Source organism: Cytobacillus solani (assembly GCF_001420595.1).
Taxonomy (GTDB): Bacteria; Bacillota; Bacilli; order Bacillales; family Cytobacillaceae; genus Cytobacillus; species Cytobacillus solani.
This window is the reverse complement of sequence record NZ_LJIX01000006.1, coordinates 1457371-1473278: the sequence shown is the minus strand read 5'-3', so window position 1 is coordinate 1473278 and position 15908 is coordinate 1457371. Positions and strand designations below refer to the sequence as shown.

Annotated in this window: 18 protein-coding genes; 3 read left to right on the top strand and 15 right to left on the bottom strand. The window is 38.1% G+C overall.

The annotated features are described in order from the left end of the window. Nucleotides 1-34 precede the first annotated feature (34 nt). Nucleotides 35-322, bottom strand: coding sequence for a hypothetical protein (locus tag AN957_RS09055; protein WP_053475285.1), 288 nt, complete (start codon nucleotides 320-322; stop codon nucleotides 35-37). Nucleotides 323-444: 122 nt separating this feature from the next. On the opposite strand from AN957_RS09055, the gene AN957_RS09050 reads away from it, so the two are divergent. Beyond that, nucleotides 445-2751: a UvrD-helicase domain-containing protein gene (locus AN957_RS09050; protein WP_056683573.1), complete on the top strand. Its 2307-nt coding sequence runs from the start codon at nucleotides 445-447 to the stop codon at nucleotides 2749-2751. Nucleotides 2752-2789: 38 nt separating this feature from the next. Here AN957_RS09050 and spoVIF read toward each other — a convergent pair whose 3' ends face one another. From spoVIF to AN957_RS09020, 7 genes are all read right to left on the bottom strand, one after another. Beyond that, nucleotides 2790-3044, bottom strand: a complete 255-nt coding sequence (spoVIF, locus tag AN957_RS09045) for a sporulation-specific transcription regulator SpoVIF (RefSeq protein ID WP_053475283.1) — start codon at nucleotides 3042-3044, stop codon at nucleotides 2790-2792. 112 nt (nucleotides 3045-3156) lie between these two features. Then, nucleotides 3157-3294: a YjcZ family sporulation protein gene (locus AN957_RS26765; protein WP_075209115.1), complete on the bottom strand. Its 138-nt coding sequence runs from the start codon at nucleotides 3292-3294 to the stop codon at nucleotides 3157-3159. Nucleotides 3295-3380: 86 nt separating this feature from the next. Beyond that, nucleotides 3381-3737 (bottom strand): stage V sporulation protein AE, encoded by a 357-nt coding sequence (gene spoVAE, locus AN957_RS09040; protein WP_053475282.1) that lies wholly within the window; start codon nucleotides 3735-3737, stop codon nucleotides 3381-3383. Nucleotides 3738-3752: 15 nt separating this feature from the next. Further along, on the bottom strand, nucleotides 3753-4766 hold the full coding sequence (gene spoVAD / locus AN957_RS09035) for a stage V sporulation protein AD (protein WP_053475281.1): 1014 nt from the start codon (nucleotides 4764-4766) through the stop codon (nucleotides 3753-3755). Continuing rightward, on the bottom strand, nucleotides 4766-5245 hold the full coding sequence (gene spoVAC, locus AN957_RS09030) for a stage V sporulation protein AC (protein WP_053475280.1): 480 nt from the start codon (nucleotides 5243-5245) through the stop codon (nucleotides 4766-4768). Before spoVAC ends, spoVAD begins: the two co-directional genes overlap by 1 nt. A 15-nt stretch (nucleotides 5246-5260) precedes the next feature. Next, nucleotides 5261-5728, bottom strand: a complete 468-nt coding sequence (locus tag AN957_RS09025) for a YhcN/YlaJ family sporulation lipoprotein (protein ID WP_053475279.1) — start codon at nucleotides 5726-5728, stop codon at nucleotides 5261-5263. Between the two features lie 369 nt (nucleotides 5729-6097). Further along, complete coding sequence (locus AN957_RS09020; protein WP_053475278.1) at nucleotides 6098-6454, bottom strand: DUF1360 domain-containing protein; 357 nt, start codon at nucleotides 6452-6454, stop codon at nucleotides 6098-6100. A 140-nt stretch (nucleotides 6455-6594) separates the two neighbouring features. On the opposite strand from AN957_RS09020, the gene AN957_RS09015 reads away from it, so the two are divergent. Then, on the top strand, nucleotides 6595-7101 hold the full coding sequence (locus tag AN957_RS09015; protein WP_053475277.1) for a CotY/CotZ family spore coat protein: 507 nt from the start codon (nucleotides 6595-6597) through the stop codon (nucleotides 7099-7101). A gap of 54 nt (nucleotides 7102-7155) precedes the next feature. Here the strand turns inward: AN957_RS09015 and AN957_RS09010 are convergent, their stop codons facing one another. From AN957_RS09010 to mgtE, 4 genes are all read right to left on the bottom strand, one after another. Next, a complete protein-coding gene (locus AN957_RS09010; RefSeq protein WP_053475276.1) occupies nucleotides 7156-7734 on the bottom strand; it encodes a CotO family spore coat protein in 579 nt (192 codons plus the stop codon). 123 nt (nucleotides 7735-7857) lie between these two features. Then, entirely contained in the window at nucleotides 7858-8628 is a 771-nt protein-coding gene (gene fabI / locus AN957_RS09005) for an enoyl-ACP reductase FabI (RefSeq protein ID WP_053475275.1), read from the bottom strand. A 145-nt stretch (nucleotides 8629-8773) separates the two neighbouring features. After that, nucleotides 8774-10636 carry a monovalent cation:proton antiporter family protein gene (locus AN957_RS09000; protein WP_056683570.1) on the bottom strand — a complete coding sequence of 621 codons (1863 nt, stop codon included), beginning with the start codon at nucleotides 10634-10636 and terminating at the stop codon, nucleotides 8774-8776. Nucleotides 10637-10710: 74 nt separating this feature from the next. Continuing rightward, nucleotides 10711-12087, bottom strand: coding sequence for a magnesium transporter (gene mgtE, locus AN957_RS08995; protein ID WP_053475273.1), 1377 nt, complete (start codon nucleotides 12085-12087; stop codon nucleotides 10711-10713). A gap of 226 nt (nucleotides 12088-12313) precedes the next feature. On the opposite strand from mgtE, the gene prpE reads away from it, so the two are divergent. Beyond that, the gene (prpE, locus tag AN957_RS08990) at nucleotides 12314-13051 is read left to right on the top strand and encodes a bis(5'-nucleosyl)-tetraphosphatase PrpE (RefSeq protein ID WP_056683567.1); all 738 of its coding nucleotides are present in this window, start codon (nucleotides 12314-12316) and stop codon (nucleotides 13049-13051) included. Nucleotides 13052-13354: 303 nt separating this feature from the next. On the opposite strand, the gene AN957_RS08985 is transcribed toward prpE, so the two are convergent. The 3 genes from AN957_RS08985 to yjbM form a co-directional block, all read right to left on the bottom strand. Then, nucleotides 13355-14239 carry an RluA family pseudouridine synthase gene (locus AN957_RS08985; protein WP_053475271.1) on the bottom strand — a complete coding sequence of 295 codons (885 nt, stop codon included), beginning with the start codon at nucleotides 14237-14239 and terminating at the stop codon, nucleotides 13355-13357. Between the two features lie 189 nt (nucleotides 14240-14428). Next, the gene (locus AN957_RS08980; RefSeq protein WP_053475270.1) at nucleotides 14429-15223 is read right to left on the bottom strand and encodes an NAD kinase; all 795 of its coding nucleotides are present in this window, start codon (nucleotides 15221-15223) and stop codon (nucleotides 14429-14431) included. Nucleotides 15224-15270: 47 nt separating this feature from the next. Beyond that, the gene (yjbM, locus tag AN957_RS08975; protein ID WP_056683564.1) at nucleotides 15271-15903 is read right to left on the bottom strand and encodes a GTP diphosphokinase; all 633 of its coding nucleotides are present in this window, start codon (nucleotides 15901-15903) and stop codon (nucleotides 15271-15273) included. Nucleotides 15904-15908 lie beyond the last annotated feature (5 nt).

Here is a 15908-nt window from a genome sequence, read left to right as displayed (position 1 = left end):
GTTTTTTCATGTAAAGAAAGAGATTAAAAGTTGTTTATACAGACTCATTATAATAAATACCCTTTCCAGTTAGTTGGCTTTGCAGCTTTTCTATTTGTTCTTTTTTGTGCACACTTTTAGAATGAATTTGTTCTTGAACCATTTTTGTCCTTTTTATAGGAAGAATCTGCCCGTTTAGTGTCGGATGATCATATTCTCGAGGATTCGTTGTGGGTTTTATTCTATTGATTGGCACAAAACGATAAGGATCATACCCTTTGCTAATTACTCTCTCTACATACTGGCTATATTGATAATTTGTAATAGGTGCGATATACCCCATTAAACTCCCCTCCTGTTATATAGACATACGATCAAACATTTGATTTTATGTTCCCTTTCGTAATTTCTTTAATTTTGTTATGATAAGGTTTGTCTTAATTGTGTTGAAAAAGAGGAACTAAAATGAAAACAGCCATGTTACATAATAAAATCATAAATATTAATAGAGTTAGCAGGGAAATGTTTCAGTCCCTGTATGACAATGGAAAAAAGGGACACTTGCAATGCCCGGTTTGCAAAGAAAAAGTGCGATTTTATATAGGAATTAATCAGGAACCTCATTTCTATCATATTCCTGAGCTTAATCATACGTGTAAAGATCCAGATGATTCTCCTTCTATTCCACAAGAAAAAGTTGAGTATGAGGAGCGGAATGGATTTAGACTCCCTGTTTCGCGCACCATTACAGCCGTTCAAGAGTCAGATAGTAAAATTAAACAAGCTCAGATGGTGAAAAACATTCCTCCCTTCATCCCTGAAACTATGAGCAAATACAATTGTTCCTTCCATTATTTACGTACATTAGCACAATCCGGAGTTATTCTTGATAGTGAGCAAGCAGATGCAGTGTGTCGTACAGAGGGTCCGCTTCTTGTGCTTGCTGGGGCTGGCAGTGGAAAAACAAGGGTTTTGACAACTCGAACAGCATTCATGATTCAAGAAAAAGAAATTGACCCAAAATCAATTATGCTTGTTACTTTTACCGCAAAGGCCGCTGCTGAGATGAAGGAAAGACTTTCCCGTTACCCCAATATGGAAAGACTGCAAATCCGGCAAATTGTTTCCGGAACCTTCCATAGCCTTTTTTATCGGATATTATCCTTTCATGCCCCAGAGAAGTGGTCCTCTGATAAATTATTAAGCAAAGGCTGGCAGCGTGAACAAATGATTAAGCATGCTGGAAGAGAATTACATTTAGATGAAAAAGAGTTCGCTTACGATCTTGCTCTTCAACAAATAGGTTTTTGGAAGAATACGCTTATTTCCCCTGAACAGGTTAGGCCCACATCATCATGGGAGGAAAGTGTTGTTAACCTGTATAAGAAGTATGAACAAGCAAAGGAAAAAGAAGGTTTATTCGATTTCGATGATATGCTGACAGGGTGCTATGACCTTTTTCTGCATAATCCTGCTATTCTCGAAAACTATCAAAATCGTTTTCAGTATTTCTTAATTGATGAGTTTCAGGATATTAACAAAGTTCAGTATGAACTGATAAAAATGCTATCGGCCAAGTCGAAAAATGTTTGTGCTGTAGGGGATGATGATCAATCTATTTATGCATTTCGCGGCAGTGACCCCAAATACCTGCTAGATTTTGAAAAAGATTTTCCTGGTGCAGAGGTTATTGCTTTAAAACAAAATTATCGATCCACTCACGAAATCGTTTCGACAGCAAATCAAGTGATTTTACAAAATAAGAAAAGACGAGCAAAAAAAATGAAAGCTCAATATACTGGAGAGAAGTTCCCTTGCTTGTTTTTTCCTTTTGATGAAGAAGAAGAAGCAACATCCATTGTAACTGATATACAGGAGAAAATTGAGGAAGGCTTTGAACCAAAAGACTTTGCCATCCTGTTTCGAACGAATACAGGCAGCCGTGCTGTTTTTGAACGCCTTGCCAACTCAAGTCTTCCTTTTAGAATTGATCAGGATGCTGAATCCTTCTATGATCGGTTTATAGTGAGAAGTATGCTTTCCTTTTTGAAATTGTCTTTAAATGAAGATGAGAAGGGAGCCATGCAAAATATCCTTCCTGCCCTTTTTATGAAGCAAACCGTTATTAAGGATATGATGGCAGAAAGCATTTTAAATGACTGCACCCTTCTTGAATGCTTAAAACATGTAAAGACTGGCTTTGCTTTTCAAGAAAGAAAATTTAAAAAAGTAGTTCCCGTTATTCGCTCCATTGCCCACCTTTCTCCCATTATGGCGATTGAAAAAATTGAAAAAGAACTAGGCTTTCAAGACTTCATCAAAAAACGCGGCAATGAAGGGAATAAAATTGAAAAGGGCTCTGATGATCTTAAAGACTTGAAAGTAGCGGCTAAAAGCTTTACATCTATCCTAGACTTTTTAGAACATACGGAACATATGAGGGCCATGAATAAGGAGATTAAGCAACAAAGTAAGAAAAATCAAAACGCAATCACTTTAAGTACAGTTCACCGTGCAAAAGGGCTAGAATATAAGGTCGTTTATATAATCGGTGCTGTTGATGGCAGCCTGCCACACGACCATGCCCTAGAGGCATATAGAAATGGAGATTTTGCCCCGATTGAGGAAGAACGCCGCCTGATGTATGTTGCAATTACACGAGCAATGAATCATCTCTACATTTCTGTTCCTGAAAAAAACCGTGGGAGGAAAGCTTATCCATCCAGATTTCTATCACCATTAATAAGAGAAAAAGCAAACCAAAATCAATAAAAAAATAGACCTGGTATTTTGCCAGGTCCATTTTTTACTTACTTCTTATTAATCATTTTTGAAATTGTACCGAAATCAAGCTGTTTTCCTTCAGTAACAATTGATTTTACAATTTTATCTTCTGTTTCCTTAGAAACTGGTTTATTGGCAATTTGTGAAACCCTTCTAATAACACCTCTAACCGTTTTTTCATCTTTGAAATTAGCACTTTGCAGTGAATTAGCTAATTCAAACACATCATTCATATTCACGCCTGTTTTCTTTTCCAAGTTTTTAAAGAAGTTATTATCCATGTAAAGATCACGCCCCTTTTAGTAAGCTACTTTATATAGTATGAAGGAGCGTGAAAAATGTGAGAGGCAACTTACTATTATTACAGCCAGCTGCCAGCCCTTTTGAGTTCTGCTAATTATAGAAACTCGCACCAACTATAATTAGAAGAATAAACAATACGACAATAAGCACAAATGTAGATCCTGCGTAGCCGCCACCGCCATATCCATAACCGCCGTAGCCGCCGCATCCTCCAAAGCCAAAGCCCATACCTATCACCTCACTTTTTCAAGTCTTTACAACATATGTAAAATAACTAAAAGGTGTATAGGCAAGCCCCTAAATAAGATATTTCTTTAGCCCTTTGGTTTAAAGATGAGTGCACCAATAAATCCAAAAACAATCGCTGCTGATATACCTGAGCTTGTTACTTCAAACATTCCGGATAGGACGCCAACTAGCCCATGCTTTTCTGCTTCAGCCATCGCTCCATGTACAAGGGAGTTACCAAAGCTTGTAATTGGAATCGTTGCTCCAGCACCTGCAAAATCAATTAATGGCTCATATAATCCAACACCATCTAAGATTGCACCGATAACAACAAGTAAACTTAAAGTATGCCCTGGTGTTAGTTTTGCGACATCAAATAATAATTGACCAATAACACAGAAAACCCCGCCAACAACAAATGCCCAAAAGAACATTGCAAGCATATATCTCCCTCCTTATTATTCCATCTCAATTGAGACCGCATGTGCGATGCAAGGGATGGTTTCGTTTTGCTGAAAAGTTAATGGGGATAGAAGCGCACCTGTGGCCACAACAAGAATTTTTTTATACACCCCTTGCCTCATTTGATTCAATAAATGGCCATAGAGAACGGTTGCGGAACATCCTGCACCACTTCCTCCAGCATTGACAGGCTGGTCCTCTTTATAAATCAATAATCCGCAATCCTGAAATTTTCCCCGTTCTATTTTCAAACCGGCGGTTGTTAATAATTCATAGGTAGTATTCTGCCCGATTTCTCCCAAATCCCCAGTAACAATGAGATCATAATAAGAAGGATCGATCTGTAAATCTTTAAAATGAGCAGTTATCGTATCAGCCGCCGCTGGAGCCATAGCGCCACCCATATTAAACGGATCAGTCAAACCCATATCAACGACTTTCCCGATTGTTGCTGAAGTTGTAACAGGCAAACTTTTTACCCCTCCGTTTGCTGATAATATTGCCATACCTGCTCCTGTTATTGTCCATTGTGCAGTTGGCGGCTTTTGTCCGCCATATTCAGTCGGATATCTGAATTGCTTTTCAACAGCCGCATTATGGCTTGAAGCTCCAGTCAAAATATGCTTGGCACCTTGATAATTAATCATAAAAGAACCGAGAGCAAGCCCTTCCATTGAAGTGGAACAGGCACCAAATATTCCGAAATATGGAATTTGATTTGTACGTGCACTCATACTTGATGGAGTAATCTGATTGATTAAATCTCCTGCGATAAAGAAATGGACATCTTCCTCCTGTAACTTTGCCCGTTGAAGCGCAACTTGACTAGCTTCCTCAATTAAAACACGATGGGCTTTTTCATACGTATCCTGTCCCATCCATAAATCGTCATGGAGAACATCAAAATCACTGGCAAGCTTCCCATTCGCTTCAAATGGACCGCCTGAAACTCCAGTTGCTGTGATCACAGGGCGATTATTAAAGATCCAGGTTTGTTTCCCTTTCAGCATTACAAAACCCCCCATTGGATTAATATTGTTTTGATCAGCGCCACGACAAATGCTGAAAATACACCAAATAGAATAACGGCACCAGCCAGTTTAAACATATTTCCCCCAACTCCTAGGACAAACCCTTCTGTGCGATGCTCAATTGCAGCTGAAATGACGGCATTTCCAAAGCCCGTAACCGGTACAGCACTTCCTGCTCCTGCATACTGCCCAAGATGGTCATAGATTCCAAACCCTGTCAGAAGCATAGAGAAAAACACCATTGTGGCCACTGTAGGATTCCCTGCTGTTTGTTCAGTAAAGTTAAAGAAATAAATGTAGAAGTATGTGACTGCTTGGCCAATTGTACAAATTAAGCCGCCCACCCAAAATGCTTTTATACAGTTTTTTAAAACGGGGCGTTTCAATTCATGTTTTTGTTGAAGCCCTTGATATTTTTGCTGAGCAGGAGTCAAATTTTTCTTTTTTTTATCCGCCATTGCCAGTTCTCCTTTCTATGCCATTTCATTTTTCAATTCAATAATTTCCTTTAACCTCTTATTTGCCTTTTTCTCAGAGTAATCCGGATTTTGCATTTTTTCATTTAGCTTAACAGCCTCTAAAAAAATCTTATAATCACTTGAAACAGTAAATTTTTCGTCCGGAAATTTCTTATCAAGCCTCCCCTTTATTTTCTTTTCAATCTTCTTCATATGAAAACGTTGAAGATGCTTTACCTTATACACAACAAGAGTGTCTTTTTTTCCTTTCACAACCGCCACATCATATATTTCCTTATACGATGCGATTTCTTCTTTAATGTTTGTAACTAAATCTAAGTTGCCTTCTGTATTTTCATCAATTAAAACGGGATTAGGATCCGTCTTTTTGATTAGAGCCAGTTCACTCTCTTTTGATTCATTTTGACTGCAGCCAGCTAACCCCAGCAAAATAAAAATAACGATATACACAGATATTCTCATGATTTAACCCTTCCTATTCAGAATTCATTTATGATTATTGTCCACGAAAAAATGTGAAATTATGAATGAATTCCCATAGGCTCTTATTTCCAATTTCAAAAAAAATCAGCCGGCTTCTGCCGGCTGATTTTAGCTCATTTTCTTTTTTCCACATCCACAGCCTTTTTTCTTCTTTTTTACCGGCTGTGGCTTTATTTTGTCTGGTTGAACATATTTATTTAACAAAACTTTCGCCTCCCCTTATAATTGTTTATCACTTTAATTGCTGCGGCAATCCAGATTAAATAAGTATTTATATTAATGTATGAAGATTGATTTTTCTTGTGTAACACAGATGCCTATGGAAACAAGTATTATTAGGTAGCAGGGCTAATTTTCCATCCAATTCTGTATAGCTGTTTCAATCAATGCTGCTAAGCCAGCAACAGCTAAAACAAGAAGGATTGGCAATGTAAGGGGCATATTGAATAAATACAATAAACATAAAATGATAGAGGACCATACACCCGTACACCAGTAACAGCTAAGCAAATTACCGAAGAATCCGCGAATGCCCCCTTTTTTAGGAACTAAATAAATTTCTACCTCCCCATCCTTATTTGTCTCTTCTAGTTCTTCAAAAAATGGCCGTCTAATAAATTCAGTTATTTTATCATAGACAAGCAGTCTTGTTAGGCGAAAGCTAGCCAATGCTAATATAAGCAATTCCATAAATGAAATATACATATTCAATACCTCCAGCACTTATTTATTTCGAAAAAACGCCTATTTTTTCATAAAACAAGGCGTTTGTCCGTTACCCATTGGGTACTTCGGCAATATGTTATTAGTGTAGTATCACAAGAATTAAACAAGGAGGAAATAAAATGGGTTGTGGAAAAAAAGGCGACTTCAAAGGCAACAGCTGTGTGTGCGAAGTAGTTCGTGCAATAAAAGATATTCAAGATAATGCAGAAGATGTATGTGAATGTCCTTCCAACTGTTTCTTAGAGCCACTTGGGCATATCTCACCTGGAAAAAAGAAACATAGACATCCAGATACTCGTGTTTTTGTTTTAAAAACTGCTGACGGATCACCGTTTCATGCATTTTTCACAGGAAACGAGTGTGCATGTGTTTCAATCTTCTTCCGAGTAGAAGATATCTTTGATAATTGCTGCGCAGTACTTCGTGTTCTTGAACCGGTAAATAGAATTCCTGGACCAGATAACGATAGAACAGTTGACTTAGCAAAAAATTGCTGCATTGATCTTGAAAAGGTTTGTAAAGTTGACTACTTCCGGGCTACAGATAGTTGTATTACTGTAGATCTAAGCTGCTTCTGTGCAGTTCAATGTATCGATGACGTCTTTCTTGGCATTTGTGAAGATTAAATTTCAATCGAAATGTAGCCAGTCGTTAAATATACGACTGGCTTTTTTCATCGATCATCTTCGTAAACCGATCATTTTGATATCCTCTAACTCACTTAACGAAATCTTCATAGTCTCTCCATTGAGCAGTTTAATTTCAATAAACTCATTTAATTGATCGTTTAGAAACCCCTTAACCGTATTCCCATTTGCAATAAATAAACACGGAACTGGCGGCAGCTGCTTTGGAAACTCCATTAAATATTGGAGCCGCTCCATAATATTCATTTCTTTAAAGCTTTTTACTCTTTGAAATGAAGGCTTTCGTTCTGTACGAAATGATAATGCAGTGTTTTCCTCTTTTTTTCTGCGATCTGTTTCAAACTCTTCCAGAGTATCCTGGATCTTTTCCTCTTGGAATAAGTCAGCTTTAATTAATTTTTCTCCATGGGCTTCTTTTTGAAACTTCGTGCCAGATAACTTTTCCTCTTCTACTTCTTGTTTTGCTTTCGTCTCTATCGATTCGTTCATTTGAGCCTCTTTTAGTGATTCAGCTCTTTTACTGGAGTAAGTTTCCTGCATTTTTATGGTAGGAAATTGAAAGGTAGGCTGTTGAATGTAAAACAATGGTTCCTTCTCTTTCCTTTTTGTCATTATCATCCACCTCCAAGACATATGTGTTCACCCTATATGTATGCAAAATGGCTGATGACGTTGCTTGAGGAATGAAAAAAACCTGCTTCACTATGTGAGCAGGTCGTTTTTTTGCTTTATTATTTAGACGATATGGAAACCAGAATCAACGTGAATATTTTCTCCTGTAATTCCTCGTGATAACTCACTAAATAAGAATACAGCTGTATCGCCAACCTCTTCAGGAGTGGTTGTTCTGCGAAGTGGTGAACGTTCTTCAATCTCTTTCAAAATTGAATTGAAATCACTTACCCCTTTAGCAGATAATGTACGGATTGGTCCAGCAGAAATTGAATTAACTCTGATTCCATCTTTTCCTAAGTCTGCTGCTAAATATTTCACACTTGCATCAAGAGATGCTTTTGCAACGCCCATGACATTATAATTTTTGATTGCGCGCTCCCCGCCAAGATACGTTAATGTCACAATACTTCCGCCTTCAGTCATTAACTTCTTAGCTTCCTTTGCAACAGCAGTTAAGGAATACGAGCTGATATTATGTGCCAGCAAAAAGCCATCTCGAGTTGTATTCATGTAATCGCCTTGAAGCTCTTCCTTATTTGCAAACGCAATACAATGTGCCACTCCGTGGATTATACCAGCCTTCTCTTTAATTTCCCCAAAGCATTTTGCAATTTCTTCATCGACTGTTACATCACAAGGAAGGACTAGAGATTGTCCATCCCCTAGTGATTCCGCTAGCTCTCGAACGCCTTTTTCCATTCTTTCACCTGCATATGTGAAAATTAAGCGTGCTCCAGCTGTATGAAGCGATCTAGCAATTCCCCATGCAATACTGCGTTTATTGGCAACACCCATAACAACAAATGTTTTCCCATTTAATGAAAGTGTCATTTTAAATCCTCCTGAATTATTACAAGTTATTAGTACCTAGTGCTAATTTTACTATACATTCGATAAAAAGAAAAGGAATCTTGCTGAAAAAAGACAGTAAAAAACTAGTCTGCCGTTTTATCTAGCAGACTAGCTCACAACAACTTTAACACCACTCGCAAAACTCCAGCTCACGTTTGAGCTCATCAACATATTCCTTCGTTCCTGTAACAATTAATCGGTCATTTATTTGAAGCTCTGTATCCCCATGCGGAACAATGGAGTCATGTCCACGGAATATCCGTACGAAAATAACATCACCAGTGAACGGGAATGCTCTTAAGGACATCCCTTCAAACTGGTTATTTAACAGCTTAATTTCATAAAGAGCGGTTTCCTGATTCGTTAATATATTCATCACGCTTGGTGATTCAATCAAAGCTCTTAGCAAGGTTTTTTGCGACATTAATACTGAAAATACTTCGATGTCATGGTCCCACAAACTTTCCTGCAAATCAGGACTTTCAAGACGGCAAATCACCCGACCCACTCCATATTCCTTAAATGCAATCGCAAGAGTGGCATTTGCCTCCTCTTCTCCAGTGGAAATAACAACAATATCGGAATGAATCGCCTCTGTTTGCTCGAGCGTTTGAAGAGAGTAATCCTCCAATTCGATAATTTCAAATAAGGAATCCGAGATACCCTTATCTGCCTTTTCTAGTTTTTTATGATACAGGATTGGTTCATATAAACCCGATTTCAGCTCGCTATAGACTGGCAACGTCAGCTGATTCGCTCCTATAAATGCCACTTTCAATTTCTTTTCAATATTATTTTCCTTAGGGAAAAACTTCTTAAAAACAATTGGTGTGAAAATACTTGTAATGACCGCTACCAAAATTAAAGTTCCGCTCATTTCAGAAGTTATGACCCCAATTCTTTCACCAATCGTTGCGGCTGCAATGACTAATGATAAGGTAGATGTTAATAAGAATGCCGAAGCGATAACAGTATTTTTGTCATACCACCGTTTTAATAAATAAACGGGAAGAATTTTCGATATTAGCAGTCCAATTAGTAATAGCGGAATTAACATCAGCATTTTTTTATCGCTTAATAAGGACCATACATCTAAATCTACGCCAACCATTACAAAGAATATTGGGATTAAGAAACCATAACCGAATGAATCCAGCTTATGGACGAGTTCTTGGTTTGGTGCTAATAAGGATACGAGTACTCCTGCAAGGAAAGCTCCCAAAATATTCTCTGCCCCTACTGTTTCTGAAAGTGCTACAAGGAAAATTATGAGTGCAAATACAGCCCTTGTTCCAATTTGCACGGTTCCAGTTGACATCGCCTCAATAAATTTACGATTTTTGAATCGTCTCCCGATAAAATACAGTAGGACTCCAGCTGCAAAGAGAATAAGCAACAACCATGTATTACCCTGTCCTCCATCATATAAAGAAACAAAAACAGCAAGTAAGATCATTGTTACAAGATCAGCAATGACCGCTACTAATAAAATAATTTGGCCAATTGTCGTTTTCATAAGATGTGCTTCCTTTAACGTTGGAACGACAACACCTAATGAAATTGTTGATATAATTAAGGTCATTAAGAATACATTATCGATAAAGCCCATCAGGACGAACAGATACGACAATCCTAATGAAACAGCAAAAATACCTGTAAAAATAATCGTTGATGCTAAGAAAGCATTCGGTTCTAATTTCCCACTCGGCAGCTTATCTCTCTTTTTCTTCCCAGAGAATGCAGTAAAATCTATTTCTAACCCACTGAGGAACATGAGAAAAATAAATCCAAGCGTTGATAAAGTCTCAAGCCACATATCGGGATGAACAAGATTAAATCCGCTTTTTCCAATGATTAAGCCCATTAATATTTCTGCTACAACGACAGGCAGAAAATTCATCTTCAACCGATGCAGCAGAATGGGAGTCAGAAAAGCAACAATAATAACTATTACTAATGATGCAACCGATGCGCCATGTTCTTCCATCAAATCTCCCCTTTCGAAAAAATAAGTAAATCAGTTTTGTCCACTAATGATGCTATGCGCCTTATATTAATAACCTAAAGCAGATAACTCATGAATAAAGTAGCCATACCAAAATAAATTAATATGCTGATTAAATCATTTATTGTTGTAATGAATGGACCTGAGGCAACAGCTGGATCAATCTTAAACTTATGCATAATCAGTGGAATTAGAGCGCCAGCTAAAGTAGCTACAATTAAAGTACATAAAATAGAAATACCAACGAGTATGCCTAGAAAAATATTCCCCTTCCAAATAAAAATGATAATTGATACAAGAACTCCGCAAATCGCACCTGTTATCAGTCCGGTACCGGCTTCTCTTACAATCAACTTCCATTTATTTTCCTTTTCCAAATCACCTGTCGCAATCCCACGGACAGCAACCGCAAGAGCCTGGGTTCCAGTATTCCCAGCCATACCGGCAATTAACGGAATAAAAACTGCTAAAATAGCTACTTTATTTAAGGTTTCCTCAAATCGTCCAATTAAGCTTGCTGTCATCATTCCGAGAAACAACAAGATAATCAGCCATGGGAGCCGCTTTCGTGCCGCTGAGAGTGGATTACGGTCGATCGTATCCATATCCGATACAGCAGCAAGCTTGGAATAATCATCAGATGCTTCTTCTTCCATGACATCCATAACATCATCAACCGTAATAATTCCTAATAAGTGATTTTGAAAATCGACTACAGGCAAGGCTAAGAAATTATAATCCTTTATTTTACGGGCAACCTCTTCCTGGTCATCCCCAACCGAAACAGAAACAATTCGGTCATTGGTTATATCTGCAATCATTGTGTCATCATCATTAACAATTAAATCTCTTAATGAAATGACACCTAATAATCGTCTGTGCTCATCTAAGACATAGATATAATAAATCGTCTCCGCTTTTGGAGCCTCATTTTTTAAAATATACATCGCTGAACGTACCGTTTGATTGGCTGATATTGAAACGAAATCAGTTGTCATGATACTTCCAGCTGTATACTCTTCATAATGAAGAAGATCCTTTATTTCCTGGGCTGCTTCTTCATCCATAATGGTTAAATAGCTAACTACCTGTTCCTTTTCAAGCTCATTTAATACGTCTACTGCATCATCGACATACATCTTTGAAATCATGTCAGCAGCGTAATTCGGATTCATTTCTGCAAGGACATCTTTATATTCATCATCATCTATTTCTAGGTTTTCAAATAGTGTTGCCATTTCCTCAGGCGAGAGGTAATGATAAATTTTCTCACGATGCTCCTCATCCAATTCCTTAAAAAATGAAGCCTGGTCATAAGGATGCAATTCCAAAAATTCTCCACGAAATCCTTCAATATCTTCATTTTTTAAAGAATCGATTAGTATTTCCTTATTTATGTGATGGACCGCATGCTCTTCTTTTACTTCTTCCATCTCATTCCCTCCTTCCTTATTGCCTTCAATACCTCATAATACTAGCAAATCTTTACTTTTTTGTCGCTTACTATTAATTAAATTCCATATTTTTTATTTACTTTCCCCTGAAAAAGGCATTTAAATCATCAGGAGATTTGGGTCTTGTAAGACAATGGAATAGAACAATTGTAGAAATGAAATGATAAAATGGACTACATAAGAATAGCCAAGGTAGGTGTAAGTGATGGAATTAGATATTATAGGAGATATACATGGATGCTATCAAGAATTTCAGGAGCTAACAAATAAGCTCGGATATAAATGGGATTCTGAAGGGATTCCTATAAATTCTAATGGAAGAAAATTAGCCTTTGTCGGTGATTTAACGGATCGTGGACCCCATTCTCTGAAGGTTGCTGAAGCGGTTTCGGCCATTGTCAATAAAGGGTTAGGTTACTATGTTCCAGGGAATCACTGCAATAAGTTGTATCGATTCTTTTTAGGCAATAAAGTGCAGCACACACACGGTCTCGAGACGACAGTTGCCGAATATGAAGCACTTGATCAAAAAGAAAAGAAGAGGATTCGCGATAAATTTATTCATCTATACGAAAATGCCCCATTACATTTGATTCTTGATAACGGGAAGCTCGTTATTGCCCATGCAGGTATCCGCGAAGATTTAACTGGGAAACACTCAAATAAAGTCAAAACCTTTGTTTTGTATGGAGATATAACGGGGGAAAAGCATCCCGATGGTTCTCCTGTAAGGCGTGACTGGGCCAAACAATATAAAGGTGATGCTGTCATCGTTTACGGACATACACCAGTTAAAGAAGTTCGCATCGTAAACAATACATACAATATTGATACCGGTGCGGTTTTTGGCAACAAATTAGCCGCTCTAAAATACCCCGAAATGGAAATCGTTTCAGTTCCATCAACGATGCCGCTTGTGGAGGAGAAATTTCGAGAAATTTAACTTCTTTGAGTAATAGTTAATAATTTTTTTCTAAATTGAGTTTTAGAATAATTTTATGTGACCACTTTTCCTAGTTTTTTACTTTTTCGGGCTGTAAAATAATTTTATGTGACCGCTTTCCTAGTTTTTTTACTTTTTCGGGCTGCAAAATAATTTTATGTGACCGCTTTTTCTAGGTTTTTACTTTTTTAGGTGCTTAACGTATTGTACTTGACCACTTTATCTACTCAATTGGATCCTTCCGAAAACCTTTTTTTGAGCTATTTACATTACAAAGCAAAAAAGCCGGGAGCTCCGGCTTTTTCAAATTAATTGCCTCATATCCTCAGGCAGCTCTTGCTGAAAGGTTAGATGTTCTTCCAAAAACGGGTGATAAAAGCTCAGCTCACAGCAATGAAGTGCTTGTCTATTTATTAAGTCCACACTTCCACCATATAAATCATCCCCTAATAATGGATGGCCTAAATAAGATAGATGAACACGTATTTGATGCGTTCGACCTGTTTGTAATTGCAGTTTTAAATGGGTAAAAGTCGGATAACAGGAAATCACTTCATAGCGCGTACAAGCATACTGACCATTCGGGCTGACTTCTCTTTCAATGATGCTGTCCTTTTTACGTGCAATTGGCTGTTCAATTACTCCAATACGATTCGTCAAAACCCCTTCAGGAAACGCCTCATATATTCTTTTCACACCTTTAGCTTTCTGCTGTTCACTTAATAAATGATGGACATGCCGGTGTTTTGCAATAAGTACTAATCCAGATGTATCACGATCAAGTCTGGTAACAATATGGGCTGTTGCTTTTAGACCTTTTTGTTCGTAATGACCAATCAAAGCATTGGCCAAGCTTCCAGCAGGATGTTCTCTTGAGGGAATCGTACTCATACCTGCAGGTTTATTCACAACGAGTATAAAATCATCCTCATATAAGATATGTAATGAAATCCTCTCACCTTCCATTCCTTCACTGGGATATTCTTCAGGAAAGCCGATGGTGAGACAATCACCCTGCTTGAGCGAGTACCTGACCGTTTGTTCCGATCCATTTACTGTAATAAAACCGCCTTTAAACTTTATATCTGTTAATGCGGCTTTAGAAATTTGCTTTTCTTTTAAAAAATCCTTAATGATTTTATTGGCATCGGACTCAGTTACTTGCCATTGTAATTGAAATCTTGTCATAACATACCTCTTAACAGCTCGTCTTATGCTTGTCGCCGATAATCGGGCGTCTTCCGCTTTTCCTTGTCTAGCTCCAGACGCCATCGGCTCGAGGTCATAAGTCATCTCGTCATGAAGGTTAAAGTACAAACCTTCCTGACGATCTGTCTTATGCTTGTCGCCGATAATCGGGCGTCTTCCGCTTTTCCTTTAGTCCGCAACAAACGAGTCATGAACCCTTTTCCAGAATGGAAATGGCCGGAAGCGGGCAAAGCGAATTTTTTCATCGGCTACGCGAAATTGGATGGACTTCACATCTTTATGGAGCATGGTTAAATGGTCGACAGCAATTAAAAAGTCCGGTGCATTTACTGGTTTCAGCGTACATGTATGATGCGCCGGGAGGACAAGCGGGGAGCCAACTGTCCGGAAAACCTTATTATTGATTGAGGCCATTTCAGCAAGCTGAATTGCCGGTATTGAAGGATGCAGGATGGCGCCACCGAGTGCCTTATTATAGGCAGTACTCCCTGAAGGTGTTGAAACACAAAGTCCATCTCCTCTAAACCGTTCAAAGTGCTGACCGCGAATGTCAACATCCATAACGAGTGTCGCATCAACAGCTTTTACAGTGGCTTCATTTAATCCAAGGAAGCGTGTTTCTCGGCCTCCATTTTGATAGCGGATAATTACCTCTACTAATGGGTATTCAATCACCTGAAATGGAGTTTTGGCAATGGCGATCACAAGCTTTTCAATTTCCTCTGGGACCCAATCCGCATAAAATCCTAAATGACCTGTATGAACGCCAACAAACGCGGTTTTGTCTAGACGTCCCGTATAGCGGTGGAACGCATACAGCAGTGTTCCATCCCCGCCTACTGAGATAACAATGTCAGGCTGCTCTTCGTCATATATTAGATCAAAATCTAATAAATACGTTTTCATTTTATGCATGAGCGTATTCGATTTAGTATCACCTTTCGATGTAATAGCAAATTTCATTCGTATCATGCTCCTCTATATTAGAAATGCAATTGACCTCTTGAATATTATGTATTTTCCTGCTGTTCCTTTTTCTTTGTAAAAAACGCTTGAGCATCCTGGATTTCTCCTCTGATAAGCGACATTTCCTCATCAAGCCTGAAAGCTGCTTCTGCTGCACGCTGCAGTCTCATTTTAATATCCTCAGGGAACTGGCCTTTATATTTGTAATTTAAAGAATGCTCAATCGTTGCCCAAAAATTCATTGCTAATGTCCGAATTTGAATTTCAGCAAGAATCTTCTTCTCCCCATGAATAGTCTGAACTGGATAACGTATAACCACATGGTAGGAACGGTAGCCGCTCACCTTTTTATGGGATATGTAATCTCTTTCTTCAACAATTTCAAAGTCATTTCTATTTCTCAGCAGTTCAACGACCCGCTTAATATCATCAACAAACTGGCACATCATTCGCAGTCCTGCTATATCCTGCATTTCTGTTTCCAGCTTATCCAAAGGAATTCCTTTTTGGTTGGCTTTATCTATAATACTCGCTATTGGCTTCACTCTGCCAGTAACAAATTCAATTGGAGAATGAGAGGATGCTTGCTCATACTGCTTTCTCATCCCTTTTAGCTTTACCTTCAATTCTTCTACTGCTTGCTTATATGGACTTAAAAATTGATCCCAATTCTTCATATGTA